General features: G+C 63.6%; 19 protein-coding genes. 10 read left to right on the top strand and 9 right to left on the bottom strand.

From position 1 onward, the window contains the following. Window positions 1-67 precede the first annotated feature (67 nt). The gene (locus tag DQG17_RS16740; RefSeq protein WP_116134025.1) at window positions 68-1,144 is read left to right on the top strand and encodes a LacI family DNA-binding transcriptional regulator; all 1,077 of its coding nucleotides are present in this window, start codon (window positions 68-70) and stop codon (window positions 1,142-1,144) included. Window positions 1,145-1,276: 132 nt separating this feature from the next. Here DQG17_RS16740 and pta read toward each other — a convergent pair whose 3' ends face one another. The 3 genes from pta to DQG17_RS16725 all read right to left on the bottom strand — a co-directional run bounded on the left by pta (window position 1,277) and on the right by DQG17_RS16725 (window position 5,942). After that, entirely contained in the window at window positions 1,277-2,272 is a 996-nt protein-coding gene (gene pta / locus DQG17_RS16735; protein ID WP_116134024.1) for a phosphate acetyltransferase, read from the bottom strand. 229 nt (window positions 2,273-2,501) lie between these two features. Continuing rightward, the gene (xsc, locus tag DQG17_RS16730; RefSeq protein ID WP_116134023.1) at window positions 2,502-4,283 is read right to left on the bottom strand and encodes a sulfoacetaldehyde acetyltransferase; all 1,782 of its coding nucleotides are present in this window, start codon (window positions 4,281-4,283) and stop codon (window positions 2,502-2,504) included. A 48-nt stretch (window positions 4,284-4,331) separates the two neighbouring features. After that, a complete protein-coding gene (locus tag DQG17_RS16725; protein ID WP_369908074.1) occupies window positions 4,332-5,942 on the bottom strand; it encodes a GMC family oxidoreductase in 1,611 nt (536 codons plus the stop codon). Between the two features lie 130 nt (window positions 5,943-6,072). Between DQG17_RS16725 and DQG17_RS16720 the strand changes: the two genes are divergently transcribed. The 4 genes from DQG17_RS16720 to DQG17_RS16705 all read left to right on the top strand — a co-directional run bounded on the left by DQG17_RS16720 (window position 6,073) and on the right by DQG17_RS16705 (window position 10,238). Next, window positions 6,073-7,305, top strand: a complete 1,233-nt coding sequence (locus DQG17_RS16720) for a TRAP transporter substrate-binding protein (RefSeq protein WP_116134021.1) — start codon at window positions 6,073-6,075, stop codon at window positions 7,303-7,305. 117 nt (window positions 7,306-7,422) lie between these two features. Next, complete coding sequence (locus DQG17_RS16715; RefSeq protein WP_116134020.1) at window positions 7,423-8,088, top strand: TRAP transporter small permease; 666 nt, start codon at window positions 7,423-7,425, stop codon at window positions 8,086-8,088. Between the two features lie 2 nt (window positions 8,089-8,090). Further along, window positions 8,091-9,449, top strand: a complete 1,359-nt coding sequence (locus DQG17_RS16710) for a TRAP transporter large permease (protein ID WP_116134019.1) — start codon at window positions 8,091-8,093, stop codon at window positions 9,447-9,449. 9 nt (window positions 9,450-9,458) lie between these two features. Further along, window positions 9,459-10,238 (top strand): IclR family transcriptional regulator, encoded by a 780-nt coding sequence (locus tag DQG17_RS16705; protein WP_116134018.1) that lies wholly within the window; start codon window positions 9,459-9,461, stop codon window positions 10,236-10,238. 176 nt (window positions 10,239-10,414) lie between these two features. Here the strand turns inward: DQG17_RS16705 and DQG17_RS16700 are convergent, their stop codons facing one another. Further along, window positions 10,415-10,993, bottom strand: a complete 579-nt coding sequence (locus tag DQG17_RS16700; protein ID WP_116134166.1) for a helix-turn-helix domain-containing protein — start codon at window positions 10,991-10,993, stop codon at window positions 10,415-10,417. A 107-nt stretch (window positions 10,994-11,100) separates the two neighbouring features. Between DQG17_RS16700 and DQG17_RS16695 the strand changes: the two genes are divergently transcribed. The 4 genes from DQG17_RS16695 (at window position 11,101) to focA (ending at window position 16,715) form a co-directional block, all read left to right on the top strand. Continuing rightward, complete coding sequence (locus DQG17_RS16695; RefSeq protein ID WP_116134017.1) at window positions 11,101-12,294, top strand: benzoate/H(+) symporter BenE family transporter; 1,194 nt, start codon at window positions 11,101-11,103, stop codon at window positions 12,292-12,294. Between the two features lie 394 nt (window positions 12,295-12,688). Further along, window positions 12,689-14,944, top strand: coding sequence for a formate C-acetyltransferase (gene pflB / locus DQG17_RS16690; RefSeq protein WP_116134016.1), 2,256 nt, complete (start codon window positions 12,689-12,691; stop codon window positions 14,942-14,944). A 52-nt stretch (window positions 14,945-14,996) separates the two neighbouring features. Next, window positions 14,997-15,776 (top strand): pyruvate formate-lyase-activating protein, encoded by a 780-nt coding sequence (gene pflA / locus DQG17_RS16685; protein WP_116134015.1) that lies wholly within the window; start codon window positions 14,997-14,999, stop codon window positions 15,774-15,776. Window positions 15,777-15,836: 60 nt separating this feature from the next. Beyond that, window positions 15,837-16,715, top strand: a complete 879-nt coding sequence (focA, locus tag DQG17_RS16680; protein WP_116134014.1) for a formate transporter FocA — start codon at window positions 15,837-15,839, stop codon at window positions 16,713-16,715. A gap of 134 nt (window positions 16,716-16,849) precedes the next feature. Here focA and DQG17_RS16675 read toward each other — a convergent pair whose 3' ends face one another. From DQG17_RS16675 to DQG17_RS16665, 3 genes are all read right to left on the bottom strand, one after another. Further along, entirely contained in the window at window positions 16,850-17,644 is a 795-nt protein-coding gene (locus DQG17_RS16675; RefSeq protein WP_116134013.1) for a gamma-glutamylcyclotransferase, read from the bottom strand. A gap of 21 nt (window positions 17,645-17,665) precedes the next feature. Next, window positions 17,666-17,935, bottom strand: coding sequence for a sulfotransferase (locus DQG17_RS22170; protein WP_369908058.1), 270 nt, complete (start codon window positions 17,933-17,935; stop codon window positions 17,666-17,668). Between the two features lie 445 nt (window positions 17,936-18,380). After that, window positions 18,381-19,151, bottom strand: coding sequence for a nitrilase-related carbon-nitrogen hydrolase (locus DQG17_RS16665; RefSeq protein WP_116134011.1), 771 nt, complete (start codon window positions 19,149-19,151; stop codon window positions 18,381-18,383). A 198-nt stretch (window positions 19,152-19,349) separates the two neighbouring features. On the opposite strand from DQG17_RS16665, the gene DQG17_RS16660 reads away from it, so the two are divergent. Beyond that, entirely contained in the window at window positions 19,350-21,029 is a 1,680-nt protein-coding gene (locus DQG17_RS16660; RefSeq protein ID WP_116134010.1) for an NAD(P)/FAD-dependent oxidoreductase, read from the top strand. A gap of 33 nt (window positions 21,030-21,062) precedes the next feature. Here DQG17_RS16660 and DQG17_RS16655 read toward each other — a convergent pair whose 3' ends face one another. After that, window positions 21,063-22,700, bottom strand: a complete 1,638-nt coding sequence (locus DQG17_RS16655) for an AMP-binding protein (protein ID WP_116134009.1) — start codon at window positions 22,698-22,700, stop codon at window positions 21,063-21,065. Window positions 22,701-22,792: 92 nt separating this feature from the next. Continuing rightward, window positions 22,793-23,365: a peroxidase-related enzyme gene (locus DQG17_RS16650; RefSeq protein ID WP_116134008.1), complete on the bottom strand. Its 573-nt coding sequence runs from the start codon at window positions 23,363-23,365 to the stop codon at window positions 22,793-22,795. Window positions 23,366-23,372 lie beyond the last annotated feature (7 nt).

The following is a 23,372-nucleotide window of genomic DNA, read 5'->3' as shown; positions in this document are numbered from 1 at the left end:
GGGGGGCGCCGCCACTTGAACGCGCCGGGCGGAAGACTAAACAGGGCGGATGCCAGGCGAGGATCGGATGAAATCTCAGGGCGAAAAGTCGGGGGTGGGAAAGGTATCGGGCACGCAGCGCGTTACCATGCAGGACATCGCCCGCGTGGCGGGATGTTCGCAATCGACGGTCTCGTTTGTCCTGAACGGAAACACCTCTGCCAATATTTCCGAGCCGACGCGCCAGCGGGTGCTGCAGGTCGCAAGGGACCTCGACTACAAGCCTGCGCAGATGTCGGGACAGCGGCGGAACCGGAGCAGTGGCGAAGGCACGATCGCGCTGGTGATCGACAATATCTCGACCAGCCCCGAGGGCATCGTCATGTTCGACGGGGTACGCCAGATCGCCCGCCAGATGGATGCCATCGTTCTGGTGGCCGAGACCGACAACGATCCGATGCTGGAGCCGCGGACCGTCGAGATGTTCATCGAGATGGAAGTTCGGGCGATCATCTATACCTGCATCTTCACGCGCGTGGTCGAGATCCCGAATGCGCTGCGCGAAACCTCGATCCCGGTCGTGATGCTGAACTGCTATTCCCGCGATGGCGCCCTGCCGGCAGTCGTGCCGGGCGAGATCGCGGGCGGGCACAGGGCGACCAATGCGCTTCTCGATGCCGGGCACCGCCGGATCGGGACCATCACCGGCGAGATCTTCATGGAGGCGGCGCAGGATCGTCTGCAGGGCTATCGCAACGCGCTTGCGACCGCCGACATCCCCTTTGCCCCCGAACTGGTGGTCGAGGGAGACTGGTCCCCCAGTGCGGGATACCGGGGCACGCGCGCGTTGATGGCGCTCGACCTGCCGCCGACGGCGATCTTCTGTCAGAACGACCGCATGGCGATCGGCTGCTACGAGGCGTTGAAGGAGATGGGGCGGAGGATCCCCGAGGACATCTCGGTTGTCGGATATGACGACACCGAAGTTGCCCGCCACATGTCGCCACCATTGACCTCGCTGATCCTGCCAAGCCGGGCGATGGGTCGCTGGGCGGTCGAACAGGCGTTCGACGGCCCCGACGGCCTTGCCGTCACCCGCAATCCGATCAAGCTGGAATGCGCGCTTGTCGAACGGGAATCCGTCATTCCGCCGGCAAAGCCGTGATCCGCCGCGCGTCGGCACTGGGCGGTCCCGGCATCAGGGCCTGATGGAAAGGCGACAGTCTATGCCTCTGGAATGCAGGCAGATTTTCTGGCGCGAGGTTGGGTCGCGTGCGAAGGATTGCGTCGGGGCGTTCTAGCCCACCTGTGCGGCGGTCACCGCGATTATGTGCAGGACATCTTCGGCGCTGCAGCCACGCGACAGATCGTTTGCGGGTTTGGCCAGCCCCTGCAGGATCGGCCCGATTGCCACGGCCCCGCCAACGCGCTGCGCAACCTTGTAGGCGATATTGCCCGAATCGAGGTTGGGAAAGACAAAGACATTGGCAGCGCCTCCCAGCGCGGAATCGGCGGCCTTCGATCTGGCCACCTCGGGCACAAAGGCGGCATCGAACTGAATCTCGCCATCGACGATCATGTCCGGGGCCATTTCGCGCACCAGTCGGGTGGCCTGCACGACCTTTGACACCTTTTCATGGCTGGCACTGCCGCGTGTGGAAAACGACAGCATGGCAACGCGTGGCGTCTCGCCCACCAGTTGTTTGAAGGACGCCGCCGAGGCGCAGGCAATTTCGGCCATTTCACGGGCGTCCGGGTCGATGACCAGTCCGGCATCCGCAAAGACATGCGCGCCCTTTGTTTCGTGGTGATCCTTGCAGAACAGCATCAGGAAAAAGCTGGAGACGAGCTTTGCGTCCGGCGCTTTGCCTATCGTCTGGATTGCCGTGCGCACGATCTCCGCCGTGGTGGTTGCGGCACCGCCGACGGTGCCATCGGCCAGCCCCATACGGACAAGAAGGGCGGCAAAGACATGGGGGTTCCGGATCGCGGCGGCGGCGGTTTCGGCTGTGGCACCTTTATGCTTGCGCAGCGCCAGATAGCGATCCGCCATCGGCCGGGCCAGCGGCGTCGCGGTGGGGTCGTGAATTTCGATCCCGTCCAGCGCGGCACCACCCGCCGCTGCCAGCCCGGCTGCGATCTCTGCGGTACTTCCCACCAGCGCGATGCGGGCGACCCTTTGCTGGCGGGCCATGACCGCGGCCTCGATCACCCGCGGGTCGGTGCCTTCGCTGAGCGCGATCTTGCGATCCGACCTCGCGGCATTTGCCAGCAGGATTTGCAGAGGTTTCATGGCAAGGCTCCGGGAATTCAGGGGAGGGGGGAATGCCGGGGGTGCCCGGCCTGCCGTTCGTTGCCGAAACGAACTGGCGCGGACCGGGCATCGGACAGGGCCGCCTTGACCGTGCGCCAGATGCTTGACGCCGGGCGGTGCAAACAGGTGATGGCGTGCCCCGCCACGGTGGCGGGGTCAGGAAATGCGAGGGAGACGCTGACACAGGCCCCCCTCGGTTTCGTGGCCATCAGCCGATCTGCTGCTGGCGCATGTCCGAGGCGTCGATCCCGGCAACGCTCACGGGCTTTTTCATCGCGTCGCGGCGGAACGGCTCACCCAGTTCCTGGTTGAGAACCACCTCGATGAAGGTGGTGACGTTGTCCTTCATCTGCTCTTCGATGGCCGTGTTCAGCACGTCCGTCAGTTGCTCCATCGTGGTCACCTGAACACCCTTGAGGCCGCAGCCGTTGGCGATTTCCGCATAGTTGACGCCCTCGTTCAGTTCGGTGCCGACGAAGTTGTCATCGAACCACAGCGTGGTGTTCCGCTTTTCGGCGCCCCACTGATAGTTGCGGAAGACGATCATGGTGATCGCAGGCCAGTCGCCACGGCCGCAGGACGTCATTTCGTTCATGGAAATGCCGAAGGCCCCGTCACCGGCAAAGCCCACCACCGGCACATCCGGGCAACCGATCTTGGCGCCGAGGATGGCCGGCAAGCCATAGCCGCAGGGGCCGAAGAGACCCGGCGCCAGATATTTGCGGCCTTGCTCGAACGACGGATAGGCGTTGCCGATGGCACAGTTGTTGCCGATGTCCGAAGACACGATGGCGTCTTTCGGCATGGCAGACATGATGGCGCGCCAGGCCTGACGGGGCGACATATGTTTGGGCTGGCGATTTCGCGCACGCTCGTTCCAGGTCACGCCTTCATCGGTGTCGTCCTCGTGGTCGATCGAGGACAGCTCTTGCGCCCAACGCGATTTGGTCAGCGCGATCAGATCCTTGCGCTCCTTGCGGCCGGCGTCGCCCGCGCCATCGGCGAGTTGTGCCAGCAATTGCTCGGCCACCAGCTTTGCGTCGCCCTGAATGGCCACGTCGACCTTCTTGGTTAGACCGATGCGGTCAGAGTTGATGTCGACCTGGATGATCCGGGCGTCTTGCGGCCAGTAGTTGATGCCGTACCCCGGCAGGGTGCTGAACGGGTTCAGGCGGTTGCCAAGCGCCAGAACGACGTCGGCCTGCCGGATCAGTTCCATCGCCGCCTTGGAGCCGTTGTAGCCCAGCGGACCGACCGCCAGAGGGTGGGAGCCCGGGAAGGCATCGTTGTGCTGATAGCCGCAGGCCACCGGCGCATCGAGCGCCTCGGCAAGCCTGACAGAGGCGTCGATGCCGCCCGACAGGATGACCCCCGCGCCGTTCAGGATGACGGGGAACTTTGCCTCGGACAGCAGCCTCGCCGCTTCCCTGACGGCCTCGGTGCCGCCCTGCGGGCGCTCGAGCCGAATGATCTGCGGCAGCTCGATGTCGATCACTTGCGTCCAGAAATCGCGCGGAACGTTGATCTGCGCCGGCGCACATCCGCGCCATGCCTTCTCGATCACGCGGTTCAGCACCTCGGCCATGCGGGAGGGGTCGCGAACCTCTTCCTGATAGCAGACCATGTCCTCGAACAGCTTCATCTGCTCGATTTCCTGAAAACCGCCCTGACCGATGGTCTTGTTGGCCGCCTGAGGCGTCACCAGCAGCATCGGCGTGTGGTTCCAGTAGGCGGTCTTGATCGGCGTGACGAAGTTGGTGATGCCGGGGCCGTTCTGCGCGATCGCCATGCTCATCTTGCCGCTGGCGCGGGTGTAGCCGTCGGCAATCATGCCGCCCGAGGTTTCATGGGCACAATCCCAGAACTTGATCCCCGCGGCCGGAAAAAGGTCCGAGATCGGCATCATTGCAGACCCGATGATACCAAAGGCATTGTCGATGCCATGCATCTGCAGAACCTTAACAAAGGCCTCTTCTGTCGTCATTTTCATTGGGGGCTCCTCCACAAAGCGAATGGTGTGTTGTCAGGTTGAAAGGGATCAGATCGGCTGGTTGCGGTCGGCGATGATCAGGTCGCTCGCCTTTTCGCCGATCATGATCGCCGGCGCGTTGGTGTTGCCCGAGACGATTTCCGGCATGATCGAGCAATCCGCCACCCGCAGGCCGCGAATGCCGTGGACGCGCAGACGCTCGTCGACGACCGCGGTCTTGCCCTGACCCATCCTGCAGGTCCCTGTCGGGTGATAGATCGAAGCGGTGTTGTTGCGCGCCCAGTCGAGCGTCGCGTCATAGTCGTTCATGTCGAGACCCGGGTGCGGGCGGTATTCCTCGGAAATCTTGGTGTTCAGCGGGGCATGGCGGGCGATCCTGCGCGCGATGTTCACGCCGGCGACGATGGTGCGGCAGTCGGTTTCCGTGGACAGGTAGTTTGGAATGATCTTCGGATAGGCGCGGGGATCGCCGCTGGCCAGCCGGATCTCGCCCCGGCTTTCCGGGCGCAGCTGGCAGACCGACATGGTGAATGCCGAGAACTTGTCAGCCCCCTTGCCGGGGTTTTCCGCCGACAGCGGCTGAACGTGGAACTGGATGTCAGGGGTCTCGAGATCCTCGTTGGTCTTCAGGAATCCGGTCGCCAGACTGGCTGCCATGGTCATCGGACCCGCGCGGAACATCAGGTATTTCAACCCGATCCGGACCTGCCCATAGAGCGATGACACCTCGTCGTTCAGGGTTGGTTCCTTGCATTTATAGACGAGACGCGCCTGCAAATGGTCCTGCAGGCCCTTGCCGACGCCATAGAGATCCTGCTGCACGGGTATGCCGTGGCGGGCAAGTTGCTCGGCCTCGCCAATCCCCGACAGCATCAACAGTTGCGGTGAGTTGATCGCGCCGCCCGACAGGATGATCTCGCGGTTGGCGCGGACGGTCTGCACCGTGCCGCTGCGGTCGGTATAGGTCACGGCGGTGGCGCGTTTGTCTTCGATCACGATCCGTTCGACCTGCGCGCGGGTGACGATCCGCAGGTTGTCGCGCGAGCGGACCGGGTTCAGATAGGCAACCGCGGCACTGCACCGCCGCCCGTTCTTCGAGGTCAGCTGGAAAAAACCGACGCCTTCCTGATCGGCGCCATTGTAGTCGGGGTTGAATTTGTACCCCGCGCCCTGTGCGGCGGCGACCCAGGCATCGGTGATCGGGCGCTGGATGCGCATGTTCGAGACCGAGAGAGGCCCCTGATCGCCGTGAAACTCGTCTGCGCCGCGTTCGTTCCGCTCGGCCCGTTTGAACAGCGGCAGCACGTCGTCCCAGCCCCAGCCGGTGTTGCCCATCTGCCGCCAGCGGTCGTAATCCTGCGGCTGCCCGCGCACATAGAGCAACCCGTTCAGTGAGGATGACCCGCCCAGAACCTTGCCGCGCGGCCATTCGATCGACCGGCCGTTCAGACCGGGGTCGGGTTCTGTCTGATAACACCAGTCGACGTTCGGATTGTGGATGGTCTTGAAGTAGCCGACCGGGATGTGGATCCAGGGGTTCCAGTCGCGGCCTCCCGCTTCGAGCAGGACGACCTTCACCCTGGGATCGGCGCTCAGGCGATTTGCCAGAACACACCCGGACGAGCCTGCGCCTATGACCACATAGTCCGCCTCGGTCATTCCCATCGCATCCTCCTCCTGAGCTGGCGTCTTGAGCGGTGAATCTTTTACCTTGCGTGATATTTCAATAAGTGACTAATAATGAGACCACAAGTATCAAAAAAATAAACACCATAAAGGGAGGAACCTCATGGGTGTCGGAGAGAAACTGAGCCGGATCAACAGACGGGACCTGTTCAAGCTGGCAGGGCAATACGGCATGAGCTCGACTTTGCTGGCAGCCAGCAGCTTTGGCGGCGCGATGAGCATCGCCAGTCTGGCAAGGGCAGCGGAATCGACCTATGACCGCCGCTTTTCCAAGCCGGCCAAGCACACGCTCAAATTCGGCGCGTCTGGCTTCAACTCCCGTAACCTGTTGATCGAACGCATGGGGGCGCTGGAATTCGCCCGCGATCTCGAGGGTCGGACCGACGGCGAGATCCGCATCGAGTTCATCGGCGACAACCAGATCTGCGGTCAGACAAGCTGTGTGGAAAAGACCCAGCTCGGCATCGTCGACATCTATGCCGCCTCGACCCAGAACTCAGCCGGTGCGGCGCCCTATCTGAACGTTCTGGACTATGCCTACATGTTCCCGACCCGGGCGTCGCAGTACCATTTCCTGTACAGCCCCGACTCGCAGCGCATCCTGCGCGACCCCCTGGAAGAGCGCCACGGACTGAAATTCCTGTTCTCGCATTGTGAACTGCGCGGCCTGCAAATGGGCATGAAATGGGACAAGCAGCCGACCGTCACCAAGGTGGAACAGCTGTTCGGAACCAAGAACCGGGTGACCGGAACCCAACTTGGCCGCATCGCGATGCAGGCGCTCAACCTCAACCCGGTGCCGGTCGCCTGGGAGGAAACTCTGGACGGTCTGCGCCAGGGTCTGATCGACGGCGCCGAAACCTGGGCCTCTGCGGTGGCCTATGCGGGGATGACGCCCGTGGTGTCCCAATCCGTCGACCTGAAATTCTTCTGCGGCACCGAACATACCTCGATGTCGACCAAGGTCTTCAACAGCCTCGAGGGCTACCTTCAGGACGCCGTGATGGAATCTGCCTATTGGGCCCAGGTTCACGTGCAGGGCGCCAACGAGGCGGCGCTGGTCAATACGGTCGGCTTTTCAGACCCGCAGCTGCCCGACACCATGTTCGTCCAGGACAACGTGCGCTGCGCCTTCCTGCCCGACAGCGAGATCAAGATCGCCGAAGAAATGTGTTCGCCGCAATACCAGCCGCAGCTTTGGGAACAGTGGCGCGAGCGCCTGAACGCCTGGGCCGGCGGGATCGACACCTATCAGGAAATCTATGACATCGCGCGCCAGATCCCGCTCGACACTCGGGCCGAAAACGTCGAACCGCGCCGCTGGTGGAAGGGCTGACAGACAGCCGATGGCTCATCCGGTCCGCCCCGTTTTTTCGGGGTGGCCGGTCAACTTGCGAACATTGACCGGAGGCCCCGCCGTTGCGGGGGCGGTCCCACCACGGAGGAGATGACCATGTCGCTATGGTCAGATGTCATTGGAATATTGTCCGCCTTCGGCAGCGGAGACGCCTGGACAATCAGCAAATCACTATCCACCCAGGGAGTCTGGGTCGTCGGTACCCTCGCGACTGTGCTGGGGGGCCTGATCGTATCGGTGCTTTACAGCAGGTTTCCGCTGATCGACCGGCATTTCGAACGCAGCGTGATGGTCTACACCTACCTCGCGATTGCGATCATCATCTTTGTCGAGGTGATCCGCCGCTTTGCCTTTTCGGTTCAGGCGCCCTGGTCCACGACACTTCCGCCAGTCCTGTTTCTGGTGATGACCTGGTTCGGATGTTCCTACAATATCCGGCTTCGCACCCATCTGGCCTTTGCCGAATTTCGCAATGCCATGCCGCGCAGCCTGCAAATGCTGTGCCTGTCGCTGGATGCGGTTCTGTGGCTGGGATTCTGTGTCATCGTCGTGGTCACGGGCACGCGGGTCACCGTGAACTCGGCCTCGAACTTTCAGATCCTCGCCGGGACCGACAATTTCATGCAGTGGTGGTATCTGGTCACCGTTCCCATCGCCTTTATCCTCATGGCAGGCCGCGTCATGGAAAACTGGCTTGAAGATTTCACCAACTTTCGCCGCGGCGAACAGTTGATCAGGCCCACCGTGATCGGAGCGGATTGATCATGACCGACAGCACCATCATCACCATCATTTCGCTCGGCGTCACGTTCCTGTTCATGCTCGGGGTCCCGGTTTTCCTGATCATTGCCTATTGGGTGGTTGGAACGACCTTTGTCCTTGGACAGACGCTGGATAATGTGGGCTCGGCCCTGTCCGATGTCTTCACCGATGGCTTTGCCTTGCTCGCGATGCCGTTGTTCATCCTGACCGGGGATCTGATCAACAAATCCGGCATCGCGAAGCGCCTGTCGGATTTTGCCTATTCCTGCCTTGGCTGGATGCGCGGCGGACTTGCGATGGCGGCGATCGGCGCCTGCGGCCTGTTCGCGGCAATCTCGGGCTCGAATTCGGCCACCACGGCCACCATCGGGTCGATGCTGCACCCGGAAATGGTCAAGGGCGGCTATGACGAACGGTTTTCGGCGGCAACGGCTGCGGCTGGCGGCACCGTGGGCATCATCATCCCGCCGTCGATCATCTTCATCGTCTATGGCTATCTGATGAACCTGTCGATTTCCGATCTGTTCATCGCCGGTATCCTGCCCGGCATGCTCATGGTCGTTGCCATGCAGTTTGCCTGCTGGATCATCTGCCGCATCAACGGTTGGGGACACCTGATCCCGCTGAACCTGAACCAGATCCTGAAAACCGGCTTCGGCGCATGGTTGGGGTTCTTCGCGATCGGTCTGGTGTTGTGGGGCATCTACACCGGGAAATTCTCGCCCACCGAGGCCGCTGGTGTGACTGTCGGCTTCTGTCTGATCGTCGGGGTGATCTGTTATCCGCTGAACAGGATGATGAAGAACGATGCCGACACGCCCGTCGCTGACAAGACATATGCCGACATGCTGGTCGTCGAGGGCTTCAAACTGACCGAGATCCCCTCGGTCGTCGTGCGTTCGGCGCAGATCACCGGCATTCTCGCACCGCTGATCGGTGTCTCGGTCGTGATGCAACAGAACCTGTCGCTGCTGGGGGCCCAGCAGGTGATTGGGGAATTTGTCACCGGGATGGGGGGCTATTATCCGATCCTCGCGACCAGCATGGCGATTGTCTTTGTCGCGGGCATGGTCCTTGAATCGCTGCCGGTCACGATCATTCTGGCCCCGATCCTGGCGCCGATCGCGGCAACGGTCGGTATCGACCCGATACATTTCTCGGTGATTTTCCTTGTTGGTGCGTCAATAGGCTTTATTACCCCGCCGTACGGGTTGAACCTCTATGTTGCCTCAAGCGTGACCGGTGTCCCGTACTTCCGACTGCTGAAATACACGGTGCCCTATCTGTTTGCGCTGATCAGTGTCTGGTTCTTGGTGGCTTTGGTACCGGATCTGGCCCTGATACTGGTGCCGCAAATCTAGAGAATATTTGTGACCGAAAGCGAAAACTCTTCGAAGCAAGACAACATTGCGACCAACCTCCGGCTGTTGATCGTCCTTGAAGAAATGGCCTCGGCCGGAGTTCCCGTAACTCCGACCGAGGTCAACCAGATCCTCGGTCTGCCCAAGCCGACAATCCACCGCCTGTTCGCCACGCTCGAACACGAGGGATTCATTCAACGCGAAATAGACGGGCGCAGCTTCTCGCCCGGATCGCGGATGCGAAACCTGTCCTCGGGCATCCTGTCATCGCTGCGCATTCGAACCGTGCGAGGTGCGATCCTGACCCGCCTGGCCGAGCAGATCGGTGAGACGGTCAACGTGGCACTGCCCGAACGCGACGGCATGATCTATATAGATCGTGTCGAAACCAAATGGCCGTTGCGCATTCAGTTGCCGGTCGGCACACGGGTTCCGTTTTATTGTACCGCCAGCGGCAAGCTTTACCTCAGCTCGCTCAGCCCGCAACATCTCGAACGTTACGCCCATACTGTCGAATTCGAACAGTTCACCCACAAGACCCTTGCCGATCCCGAACGCCTGCTGGCGGAAATAGCGGGTGTGCGCGAAAAGGGCTATTCGGTCGACAACGAAGAATTCATGGACGGGATGGTCGCGGTCGGTGTTGCCATCACCGAAGCCAACGGTCGGCTGGTTTCGACCCTGTCGTTTCATGCGCCGGCGCAACGCCTTTCCATGGAGGACGCGCTGAAACATCTGGACGCCTTGAGACAGGCAGCAGGCGATCTTTCGGCGCTTCTGACCGACTAGGCCGACCTGAACAACGGCATCTGGCGCCGATCCTGAGAATCCGAGGAGGATCGGGCCGAACAACCGCGATGGCCGGTTCGCTGATGGGGATCGAACCAGCCGGATCTCGGTCAACAGATCGCCGGGGAGATCGGCGAGACCATCCCCAAGACTGATGCAAGCGGCAGCATCGGGCGTCACGAGCCGTCGCTGATCTCCTCGAACAGCGCGGTTCTTGGATAGTGCATCGTGTTGTGGAACTGGGCCGGGTCGTCCGTCATGTTTCGATAACCATGCGGCTGGTCGGCGGGAAAGCGGATACCATCGCCACAGCGAAAGACCTTCCAGTTTCCATCCAGCAGGACTTCAATCTCGCCCCGGGTCACGAAGACGTCTTCGACCACACCTGCGTCATGCGGGTTCGAGACATGGGTTTGCCCCGGATCGAGTGTCATCAGAAAGGTCTCGGAGCCGAAGACCGGATCGAAGGGAAAGATCGTGTGAAAGCCGATGCTGCCCTGAAACCTGACCGGATCTGGCCGAGCGGGGGTAAAGATGCCGGTGGTCTGGACCAGATCCTCGATGAAGGCGGTCAGCGGCAGGTGAAACCCCTTGGCGAGTTTCCACAGCGTGGCGAGGGTGGGGCTCGATTCCCCGCGTTCGATCTGGCCGAGCATCGCCTTGCTGACACCCGTCAACTCTGCTGCCTGCGACAGGCTCAGCCCCGCACGGGTGCGGACGGCCTTGAGGTTGATCCGGATTTTCGTCTCTGTCATCTGCATCAAAGCTGTTGTGCGTTATAACGCCCGTCCGTTATAACGGCCGGAGAAGGGCGCGGTGTTCTCCAGTCGTAGCGCCCGGGGCCGGGAAAGGCACGGATGGAATGATCGCCGGATTGAAGCTCTCTCATGTTGTCGCGGGCTGCGTTGCCGTCCTTCTTGGCTATACAAGCAGTGTCGCGATCATCTTTCAGGCCATCGACGTTCTGGGCGCGACCCAGGCCCAGGCCAACAGCTGGATGCTGGCGCTTGGCCTTGGCATGGGGATCAGCGGCCTTGTCCTGTCGCTGCGCTATCGGATGCCGATCCTGACAGCCTGGTCGACACCGGGCGCGGCGCTTCTGGTCATCAGCCTCGATGGTGTGCCGATGGATCAGGCGATCGGGGCCTTTGTGTTCTGCGGCCTGCTGCTGACGCTGACCGGTCTGACCGGGTGGTTCGAGAGACTGTCCCACCTGATACCGGAGGCGATCGGCAGCGCCATGCTGGCGGGCATCCTGTTCCGCTTCGGCCTCGGGGTCTTCGACTCGATGGAAGATAACCTGCCGCTGGTTGCTGCGATGTGCCTGACATATCTCGCCGGACGGCGATGGTTCGCACGCTTTACGATCCCGGCGGTTCTGGCGGCGGGCTGCGGGATCTGCGGGGCGACGGCGGCGTTTCAGGCCGGAACGCCGTTCGATTTCTCGCTGGCGCGGCCGGTCTTTACCGTGCCCGCCTTTTCGCTGCCGGTGCTGATCGGCGTTGGCCTGCCACTCTATATAGTCACGATGAGCTCCCAGAATGTGCCGGGGGTCATGGCATTGAAAACGGCTGGCTACCGGCCGCCGGTCTCGGCCAGCATCGCCGTCACCGGCCTGACGACGCTTCTTCTGGCTCCGTTCGGTGGCTATGCCTTCAATCTCGCCGCCATCACGGCCGCGATCTGCGCCGGGCCCGAGGCGGACGAGACCCCGGCGACCCGCTACAAGGCGGTTGTCGTGGCGGGCATCCTCTATTGCATCGTCGGTCTGCTGGGCGCGGCCGTCATCAGCCTGTTTCTGATCGCCCCAAAGGCGCTTGTGGTGACGGTGGCGGGGCTTGCGCTTTTGAACACCATCGGCAACAGCCTCAGCGCTGCGCTGTCGTCCCAGAACCAGCGCGAGGCCGCGTTGGTGACCTTCATGACCACGGTCTCGGGCATCGGCTTTTTCGGCATCGGCGCGCCGGTATGGGCGTTGCTGTTCGGGGTGGCGACCAATGCGGCTCTTTCGGTGCGCGTGCTCCGCGTGACCGGGGCGGCTGTCAGGGAACGATAGCGCGCACCCGGGCGGAAAATTGTTTTCCGGTCGCGGGGAATGATCGTCACAAATTCGGTTGCGCCAGATCGCCGGAAATCGGCCGCGCATCTTTTGAAAACGCCGCCCGCCGGCGGCGCAACATGATTGCTACACCTGTGATGCGGTGACGACATTGCCGGAATATCATGCAAGCAACGCATTGAAATAAAACAATAAAATTTGTGGCGCGAATAGCCCCGGCAATTGAAACCGACCGCCGTTTGCCGCTATGTAGCCGCAGCGAAGGCGCTAACACCTTGCCTCAGAATTATCCGGAAGCCTCCGCCGACAATGCAGATTGTCGGCCTCCGGGTGAATTGTCTGCAACTGTCACGGAAATCGATTCCGCCCGAGCGGAATTCAGGAGCCGAAAATGAACGTAATGATCCAGACGCCGCTGACCGATCCCTGGGAAGGATTTTCCGATGGTGCGTGGCGCCGATCAGTGGACGTGCGCGGCTTCATCCAGGCGAACTACACACCCTATGCGGGCGATGCCGCCTTCCTGGCCGGCCCGACCGAGCGCACCAGCAAACTCTGGGACGAGCTTGGCGTGCTGCTGAAGAAAGAGCGCGAAGCCGGCGTTCTCGACGTCTCGGCCGACCGGCCCTCGTCGATCACCGCCCATGACGCGGGATACATCAACCGCGACCTCGAACTGATTGTCGGGCTTCAGACCGACGCGCCGCTGAAACGCGCGATCATGCCGAACGGCGGGCTGCGGATGGTCGAAAACGGGCTCGATGCGTTCGGCTTCAAGCCCGACGCGACGGTGCACGAGATCTGGACCAAACACCGCAAGAGCCACAATCAGGGCGTGTTCGACGTCTACAGTTCCGACATCATCGCCTGCCGCAAATCCGGCGTCATCACCGGCCTGCCCGACGCCTATGGCCGCGGCCGGATCATCGGCGATTATCGCCGCGTGGCGCTCTATGGCATCGACTTCCTGAAGGCAGAGAAGCTGGGCGAGTTCCACGAGCTCGACGATGCCGTGTTCGACGACACCACCATCCGTCTGCGCGAGGAACTGCAGGAGCAGTACCGCGCGCTGGACGACCTGCACGAAATGGGGCTGAAGTACCACGTCGACATGGCCGCCCCCGCGATGACCGCGCACGATGCGGTTCAGTTCACCTATCTGGCTTATCTCGCCGCGGTGAAGGAACAGAACGGCGCGGCGATGTCCTTTGGCCGGACCTCGACCTTCCTCGACATCTATATCCAGCGCGACCTCGACCGTGGTCTGCTGGATGAGGCGACCGCGCAGGAACTGATCGACGACATGGTGATCAAGCTGCGGATCGTGCGGTTCCTTCGGACGCCCGAATATGACGAGCTGTTCTCGGGGGACCCGACCTGGGTGACCGAAAGCATCGGCGGCATCGGGCTCGACGGTCGGCCGCTGGTCACGAAGACCTCGATGCGGATCCTCAACACGCTCTACAACCTCGGCCCCGCGCCCGAGCCGAACCTGACCGTTCTGTGGTCCGATCAACTGCCCCGCGGGTTCAAGGATTTCTGTGCCCGCGTGTCCAAGGACACCTCGGCCATCCAGTACGAGAACGACGATCTGATGCGGGTGAAATGGGGCGACGATTATGGCATCGCCTGCTGCGTTTCGGCCATGGCCATCGGCAAGCAGATGCAGTTCTTCGGCGCCCGCGCCAACCTTGCCAAGGCGCTGCTCTATGCGATCAACGGCGGTGTGGACGAGAAGAGCGGCAAGAAGGTCGCCCATGGCTTCGAACCGATCACCGGCGACGTTCTCGAGTATGACGAGGTCGTGGCAAAGTTCGACAAGACGATGGACTGGCTGGCCAAGACCTATGTCAAGGCGCTGAACACCATCCACTACATGCACGACAAGTATGCCTATGAGCGGATCGAGATGGCGCTGCACGACCGCGACATCCTGCGGACCATGGCCTGCGGCATTGCCGGGTTGTCGATCGCGGCGGATTCGCTGTCGGCCATCAAGCACGCCAAGGTGCACGTGATCCGCAACGACGAGGGTCTGGCGGTCGACTACCGGATCGAGGGCGACTATCCCGCCTTTGGCAACAACGACGACCGGGTGGACGATATCGCCGTCTGGCTGACCGAGACCTTCATGAAGAAGATCGAGGCCCAGCCCTATTTCTATCGCAACGCCACGCCGACCCAGTCGATCCTGACCATCACCTCGAATGTGGTCTACGGCAAGAAGACCGGCAACACACCCTGTGGCCGGCGCGCGGGCGAACCCTTTGCCCCCGGTGCGAACCCGATGAACGGGCGCGACAAGAAGGGCTTTGTCGCAGCCGGCGCCTCGGTCGCCAAGCTGCCCTATGAATATGCCCAGGACGGCATCTCCTGGACTGCCTCGGCCACGCCCGACTCGATGGGTCATACCGAGGCAGAGCAGGTGCGCAACCTGGCCAACTGCCTCGACGGGTTCACCAAGGCGGGTGGCTTCCACGTCAACGTCAACATGCTGAAGCGCGAGACGCTGCTCGACGCCATGGAGCACCCCGAGCAATACCCGCAGCTGACGGTCCGGGTCTCGGGCTATGCGGTGAACTTCGTCAAGCTGAGCCGCGAGCAACAGCTTGACGTGATCGGCCGGACCTTCCACGGATCGATGTAACGCACCACGCCGGGGCGCCTTCGGGTGCCCCGGTCTTGCCCGGAGCATGACCATGACTGTCTCGACCCCTGGCGACACGTTCGACGGCGTGCATGCCCATGCCGGCCACGGGTTTCTTCATTCGGTGGAATCGGGCGCGGCCGTCGACGGGCCGGGGATGCGGTTCGTCTTCTTCATGGCGGGCTGCCAGTTCCGTTGCCTTTATTGCCACAACCCCGACACCTGGAAGCTGCACAATGGCCGCCGGGTCGAGGTCGAGGACGTCCTGGCCGAGGTCGGGTCCTATGCCGGGTTCCTGAAATTCGCGGGCGGCGTCACGTTCTCGGGTGGCGAGCCGATGTTGCAGGCGGCCTTTGTCGGGGCGGCGGCGGCGGCGATCAAGGATCGCTACGGTCTGCATATAGCGCTCGATACCCAAGGGTTCCTGCATGGCACGGTCGCGGACGAATGGTTCGACAATATCGATCTGGTGATGCTCGACATCAAGCAGATCGATCCCGGGAAATACCGCGTCCTGACCGCCCAGCCGCTGCAGCCGACGCTCGACTGCGCCGAGCGGATGGTGCGCCTCGGCAAGCCGTTGCGCATCCGCTATGTGCTGGTGCCGGGCTGGACCGATGCGGCGGACGACGTGGCGCGGATGGCGGACTATGTGGCCGGGCTTGGCCCTCTGGTCGAGCTGGTCGAGGTGCTGCCGTTTCACCAGATGGGCATCTCGAAATGGGACCGTCTGGGGCTCGACTACCGCCTGCGCGACACACCCACCCCGACACCCGATGAAACCCATGCGGCGCGCGAGGTCTTTCGCAGCCGTGGCCTGACCGCCGCCTGAGCGCCCCGCGCCGGCGGGCGCATCCTCCCGCCCTTTGCGCCCTATCGGAGACCGCAGTAAATGCAGCACCAGAATTTCGGCACCTTCGACGCCCTGCTTCCGCAGGCCATGGCCCGCAAGGCCGAGGAGCTGGGGGTTGCCAAGGCGACCAAGGATCCGCTGACCGCTTTCGTGCTGGCAATCAGCGCGGGCGCCTTCATCGGCATCGGGTTCATCTTTTACACCGTGGTCACGACCGGCAACGACATGGGCTGGGGCGCGAACAGGATGCTGGGCGGGATCGCCTTCAGCCTCGGGCTGATGCTTGTGGTGGTCAATGGCGGCGAGCTTTTCACCTCGACGGTGCTGACGGTCGTGGCGAAGGCCAGCGGCAAGATCACCTGGGGCCAGCTTGGGCGCAACTGGGCGCTGGTCTATGCCGGGAATTTCGTCGGTGCGATTGGCCTTGTCGCAATCATGCAGGCCGCGCGGCACTACGAATTTGCGAACGGCCAGCTTGGCATCAACTACATGCAGGTTGCCCAGCACAAGCTGCATCATGGGTTCGTGCAGGCGGTGGCGCTCGGGGCCATGTGCAACGTGATGGTATGCCTCGGGGTGTGGATGACCTTTTCGGCCCGCACCGTGACCGACAAGCTGCTCGCGGTCGTGTTGCCGGTCGCGATGTTCGTCGCGGCGGGGTTCGAACACTGCGTGGCCAACATGTTCCAGATCCCGATGGCGATCCTGACCCGGGACGCCGTCGGGCCGGAGTTCTGGGCCGAGACCGGCAGGACCGCCGCCGATTTTGCCGACCTCACCTGGGCGAACTTCCTGATTGCCAACCTGGTGCCGGTCACGATCGGCAACATTCTCGGCGGCGGGGTTCTGGTCGGCCTGCTCTACTGGTTCGTCTATCTGCGCCCGGGCGCGGGGCATCCGCCGTCTGAGGCCCACTGAGGCGACGCGCTCCGGTAAATGCCGATGGCGTTCGAGGCAACTCTGCCGGATGTCCCTTTCTTGCCGACCCAAGCCGGGTTTCCTGCCGCGGGTCGCAAGATTGCATCAACCGCAGCAGGAAATCACTGTGTCCGTCAAAGACTTGGATCCGGTCCGTCATTACCCGCACCGTCCCGGGGCTCGATGGGGCGACGCGACTTTTGTGCGGCAAGGCAGGCTTCCACCTCCTGTAGCAGGGAGGTGCAGTCGTCATCGACAATACCAAGGGCAGCGAACTGGCTGACGATGTTGCACAGATAATCCTTGCTCGTGCCCAGAAATCCCTTGCCCTGTGCGATGAACTGAACCTGTTCGCGGCGGGTCAGCTCCGGGCAGATCTGATCCGCGGAATGGTCGGCCACGAAGGTCAGCGCATTCCCCGGTTGCCCGTCGATCACGGCGGGAACGAAGGTCGGGATATAGCCGGGGCCAATCATCTCGCGGCGCCACAGGATCTCGGTCTCGGCCTCGATCTCTTGCGCGGCGATCCTGAAGGCCAGTCCTTCGCAGCCGTCGCCACGGTCGAGCGCGGCCATCAGTCCCGGCGCCTCCCTGGTGCCGCGCGCGCCGTAAATGTCCTTCAGGACAAAGCGCCGGGCGTATCCGGGGACCGAGGCGCGGCGCACTTCGGCGAACTGGAACGCCGGATCCCACATCAGCGACCCGTAGGCAAAGATCCACAGATCGCCCGCGCCGTGCTCGGCCAGGGTCCGCGCGCGGGTGCCTTCGCGGTGGCTGTCGCTATGTGCCCAGCTTCGCGCCGCCGCCAGTTCCGGATACCGCGCGAGCATCGAGTCGAGACTGAAAGTCCGAAAGAACGAGGTCAGCGGGTCGACGATCTTGCCCCGAAGTTCGGGGTGATGGGTGTAGGGGTCGGTCACAGCGTGCATCGTGGCTCCGGCATCGAAGGGTCATCGCGGGTCCTGACGGCAACGTATGCCACAAAATGCCGCTCTGGGTATCGCCGCCTCGGTACAATGACGGGCCGCTGCCGTCCCGATGCAGGCAGCCCCGAACGCCGTTCCGGCACTTTCCCCGGCGGGCACCGGAAGTTCGAGAAACCGGCACAGCGGCCCCCAGCCGTCCGAGGGCGTGAAGACCAGCAGGCCCACCTTCTCGCTGTTCCTGGGTGTAGGCTGCGATGCAAGCCTCGCGATCCGTCCGTCCGCCAAAGACACCATGGACCAACGACTCGTCCATGGTTGCGAATGTCGCCTTTATTTCCGGCGGGATCGGCAGCGACTGGAAGACAGCGAAGAACTTGCCGATGGTACCGCTGTAGCTTGCCCCCCAATCCTCTTCCGGCCGTTCGTTGTGCAGGCCTCTATAAGCTCGTCGCGTCCCACCACAGGGTCGCGGTGTTCGATCAGGAACGTCAGCAGATCGAACGCTCGGGCACGGAGGCGAGCATCCTGACCTTGCCGGGTGAGGCTGCGGATTGCCGGCCGCAGTTCGAAATCGAGAAACCGCAGACCTCTATGCCAGCGTCTCCGAGTGTTGCGCCAAAGCCCTGCGCTCGGGTCGGTCCGGCACCTGCCCGAGACCCTGAACCCCGGACTGCACGACCCACGCGGTTCCGCCCATGTCGGTGTTCTTGCCGGCAATGGTCGGTCAGGCAACGGCGGGTCAGGCGGGCGCAATGGTGTCGCCCGGTCGGGTGGCAAGGCCCAGCCGCCCGCCGGCGCCCGACGCCGGCAGGTCCACTACCAGAAGGGCAGGGGCGGCGCCTGCGCGGGCAAGCGCCTGCCCGTCCGGCCCCGCGATCACCGAGCCACCGTCAAATTCCAGCCCGCTCTCTTCGCCGCAATAATTGGCATAGGCGACGGTCAGGCCGTTTTCGGCCGCCCGCGCCGGGACGATCAGATCGGCGACATGGGGATAGCCCGTCGGGTTTGCGGTCGGCACCAGCAGCAGTTCGGCTCCCGCAGCGGCCAGCGCGCGGGCGTGCTCGGGGTATTCGACGTCAAAGCAGATCAGCAGCGCGGCGATCCGGTCGCCAAGCGCGAACAGGCAATAGCCGGTGCCAGCGGTGAAGCCGGTGCGCTCCATCTCGCCGAACAACTGGAGCTTGCGGTAGTGCGCCAGCAGTGCCCCGTCCGGGCCAAAGCAGACAGCGCTGTTGAACAGCCGCCCCTCGGCACGCTCGGCCCAGCCGAGCGTCACGCCGCACCCTGCCTGTCTTGCCATCCCGGCCACCCGGTCGAGCCATGGCCCATCGGCCGGCTGCGCGAGGGAATCGTGAAGATCGGGGCGATTGTATCCTGGCAGGAACAGCTCGGGCAGCAGCAGCATGTCTGCACCTGCCGCCGCGGCTGCTGACAGCGCCTGATCGAGGCGGGCAAAGGCCGTCTCGATCACGCCATCGGTCGGTACTGGCTGGCAAAGGGCTAGTCGCATCTCGAGCCTCCGGTGGCCGCGGGTCGGACCATCCTGATGTGACCTGTAACATGGAGGTATCGAAAAGAAATGTCACCGTATGGCAGATCCGACGCCGGGTATCGGGGCGGGCCGGGGGCTGTACGGGTGGCCGCAGGCTGCCTATACGGGGAGTAGGTCTCGCGAAGGTGTGCCGTGACTGGAAAGGGTGTGTCATCCATGGCGGAGCTGCCGCAGCACGACGCCGGCGACCGGCCGCTGACTGCCTTCGGGCCGGATTTCCCCTTTGCCTATGACGACTGGCTGGGCCACCCCGCAGGGCTCGGCCGGGTGCCGGCCGAACGCCATGGCGCCCGGATCGCAGTGATCGGCGCCGGTGCCGCGGGGCTGGTCGCGGGATACGAACTGATGCGCCTCGGCCTGCGCCCGATCCTGTTTGAATCGGGCCGTTTCGGCGGCAGGCTGCGGTCCCAGCCCTTCGAAGGGGCCGAGAGTATCGTGGCCGAACTGGGCGGCATGCGGTTTCCGACCTCCTCGGCCGCCTTCTATCACTATGTCGACAAGGTCGGGGTCGAAAGCCGGCCGTTTCCGAACCCGCTGACCCCGGCGGCCGGGTCGACCGTGATCGACCTCGAGGGCCACACCCATTATGCCGAGACGCTGGCCGACCTGCCGCCGCTGTTCCACGAGGTGGCCGCCGCCTATGACGCCGCACTCGAAGAAGGCGCGCAGTTTCGCGCGCTGAAGGCCGCGATCCGGGCCCGCGATGCGGCGGCGATCAAGGCGCTGTGGGACCCGCTGGTGCGCGACTGGGACGAGCGCACCTTCTATGACTTCGTTGCCTCCTCGACCGCGTTCCGAAAGCTCGGCTTTCGCCATCTCGAGGTCTTCGGCCAGGTCGGGTTTGGCACCGGCGGCTGGGACAGCGACTTTCCCAACTCGATGCTGGAGATCCTGCGCGTCAATCTCTGCGAATTCGACGAGGACCAGCGCTATATGGTCGGCGGGGTCGAACAGGTGCCGCGCCGGCTGTGGGACCATGTGCCGGATCGGATGGCGCATTGGCCTGCTGGCACCAGCCTTGCCCGGCTGAACGACGGCGCGACCCGGGCGGCGGCGCGGCGGATCGTGCGGAACACGGCGGGGCAGCTTGACGTGACCGACCAGTGGGGCCGGTGCGAAGCCTATGAGGCGGTGATCATAACCTGCCAGAGCCACCTTTTGACCACGGCAATCGACACCGACGAGGCGCTGTTCGATCAGAAGCTCTGGATGGCGCTCGACCGTACCCGCTATATGCAATCCTCGAAGACCTTCGTCATGGTCGACCGCCCGTTCTGGAAGGATCGCGATCCGGCGACCGGGCGGCATGCCATGTCGATGACCCTGACCGACCGGATCACGCGGGGCACCTATCTGTTCGACAACGGCCCCGACCGGCCGGCGGTGATCTGCCTGAGCTATGCCTGGATGACCGACGCGCTGAAGGTGTTGCCGCTGTCAACCGAACGCCGGGTCGATCTGGCGCTGGCGGCGCTGGGGCGGATCTATCCCGGGCTCGATATCGCGGGCCATATCGTTGGCACTCCGATCTCGGTCAGTTGGGAGGCAGACGCGCATTTCCTTGGCGCCTTCAAGGGCGCGCTTCCCGGCCACTACCGCTATAACCGGCGGATGTACGGGCATTTCATGCAAGACACCCTGCCGCCCGGACAGCGCGGGATGTTCCTGGCCGGCGACGGCGTCAGCTTTACCCCCGCCTGGGTCGAGGGTGCGGTGCAGACCGCGCTGAACGCGGTCTGGGGGGTGATGCGCCAGCTTGGCGGCGAAAGCCCGGGGACGAACCCCGGGCCCGGCGATCTGTACCCGACACTCGGCCCCGTCGCGCTGCCCGAATAGCCGCGCGCCGGGGCGTCTGAGGTCAGCCCTGCGTCAGGCCGTCTGCTTTTCCTCCTGCTGCCGCATCAGGAATTTCTGCACCTTGCCGCTTGCCGTCATCGGGAAGCTGTCGACGATGCGCACCTGGCGCGGCACCTTGAAGTGGGCGATATGGGCGCGGCAATACTCCTGCACATCCTCCGGGGTCAGGTCGGTGCCGGGCGCGGGAAGGACCCAGGCGCAGATCTCCTCGCCCATGCGCTCGTTCGAGATGCCGAAGACATGCGCGTCACGGATCGACGGGTGGCGATGCAGCAGCTCCTCGATCTCGCGGGGCGAGATGTTTTCGCCGCCGCGGATGATGATGTCCTTCGACCGCCCCGTGATCATGCAATAGCCCTCGGCATCCATCCGGCCCAGATCGCCGGTGCACATCCAGCCGTCCGGGGTGATCACCTTGGCGGTTGCCTCAGCGTCACCCCAATAGCCCGACATCACCGAATAGCCGCGAACCCGGATCTCGCCCTCGGCGCCGATCTTGCAGGTTTGTCCGTCCGGTCCGACGATCCGGGCCTCGAGATGCGGGTGGATGCGGCCGACCGAGCCTATGCGCCGCTCGAAGGCGTCGTCGGGCACGGTCTGGAAACTGACCGGGCTGGTCTCGGTCATGCCATAGCAGATCGTGACGTCGGCCATGTGCATGCGTTCGATCACCTGCTGCATGACCGCCGCCGGACAGGGGGAGCCTGCCATGACACCGGTGCGCAACGACGACAGGTCGCGCCCGGCGAAGGTGGGGTCGTTCAGCATCGCGATGAACATGGTCGGCACGCCATAAAGCGCGGTGCAGCGGCGCTGTTCGACGGCATCGAGCGTGCGTTCGGCGTCGAAGCCGGGCGAGGGATAGATCCAGGCGGCGCCGCGGGTGATGCAGGCGAGGTTGCCCATGACCATGCCGAAGCAGTGATAGAGCGGGACCGGGATGCAAAGCCGGTCATCCGGCCCCAGCGCCTGACGGTCGGCGACGAAGCGGGCGTTGTTGAGGATGTTGAAGTGGCTCAGCGTCACCGCCTTCGGCAGGCCGGTCGTGCCGCTGGTGAACTGGATGTTGATCGCATCGTCCGGGCCGAGCGTCGGTTCGACCGCCGCGAGCGCCGCCATCGCGCCGGCGTCGGGCGGGGTCAGAAGACTGTCGAAGCGGATCACGCCCTCGGGCCAGTCCTCGCCGATGCCGACCAGAAATTCGAGCGGCCTTGGCAGCGGCCCGCCCTCGCTCAGCCCGAGGATCGCGAGGTAGTCGCTGCCCTTGAAGCGCCGCGTGCTGACCAGCATCCGGCACCCGACCTTTTCCAGCGCAAAGCCCAGTTCCTCGCTGCGATAGGCGGGGTTGAGGGTGACGAGGATCAGCCCGGCGCGCGCGGTCGCGAACTGCATCAACGCCCATTCGGTGCAGTTTGGCGCGAGGATCGCGACCCGGTCGCCGGGGCGCAGCCCGCGGCCCAGCAGGGCTGCGGCCAGGATCCCGGTCTGTTCATACAGCGCGCGATAGCTCAGGTCCCCTGCCGGTCCCTCGGGCGACAGGATCGCGGGCGCCTCGCCCTGCTGCGTGGCGGTCTCGCGCAGCGCCTCGCCGATGGTGCTGCGCACCAGCGGGCTGTCGGTTGCCCCTGTGACATTGCTTTCGTCCAGCATGAGCTTGTCCTCCCTCTTGTCTTCCTGTCGTCGCGATGTGGCGCCCCGCATGGCGGCCGGGGCTGCCTTCAGGGTCTGAAACCGCGTCCTGCTCAGCGGTTCATCGCGTGGTATTCGCGGTTCGGTGCCATATCGATCCCGTGCGCCACCCGGTTGGTATAGTTGAAGAAGGCGGCGGTGTCGGTGACATCGAAGATCTCGCGGTCGCTGAAGCCCTCGGCCCGCAGCGCCTCGCGGTCCGCATCGCCGATGGCGTGGGGATCTTCGGTCAGCTTCCAGGCATAGTCGAGCATGGCACGCTGCCGCCCCGGCAGGTTAGCCGCGCGATAGTTCATCACCAGCATCTCGCCGAGTTCCGGATCGCCCGACAGCGCCCGCACCGCCTGACCATGGGCGACGAGGCAATAATAGCAGTGGTTGCAGGACGAGACCACGACGGCGATCATCTCGCGCTCGAGCTTGCTCAGCGGCGAGTCGCCCAGCATCAGCTCGTTGTAGAACCGGCTGAAGGTTTTCAGCTTGGCCTCGTTGATGGTGTAGCTGAGCAGCACATTCGGAACGAGCCCAAGCTTTTCCTCGCAAAGCTGCAGATAGGCCCGGGTCTCGTCGCTGAGCGTGTCGAGATCGGGCAGATCGACCTTTGCGATCCGGGTCGGATGGGTCATGGCGCGT

It is taken from the genome of Tropicimonas sp. IMCC34043 (assembly GCF_003390845.1).
GTDB lineage: Bacteria > Pseudomonadota > Alphaproteobacteria > Rhodobacterales > Rhodobacteraceae > Tropicimonas.
The sequence above is the reverse complement of the archived record's forward strand: the minus strand, read 5'-3'. Positions and strand labels throughout refer to the sequence as shown.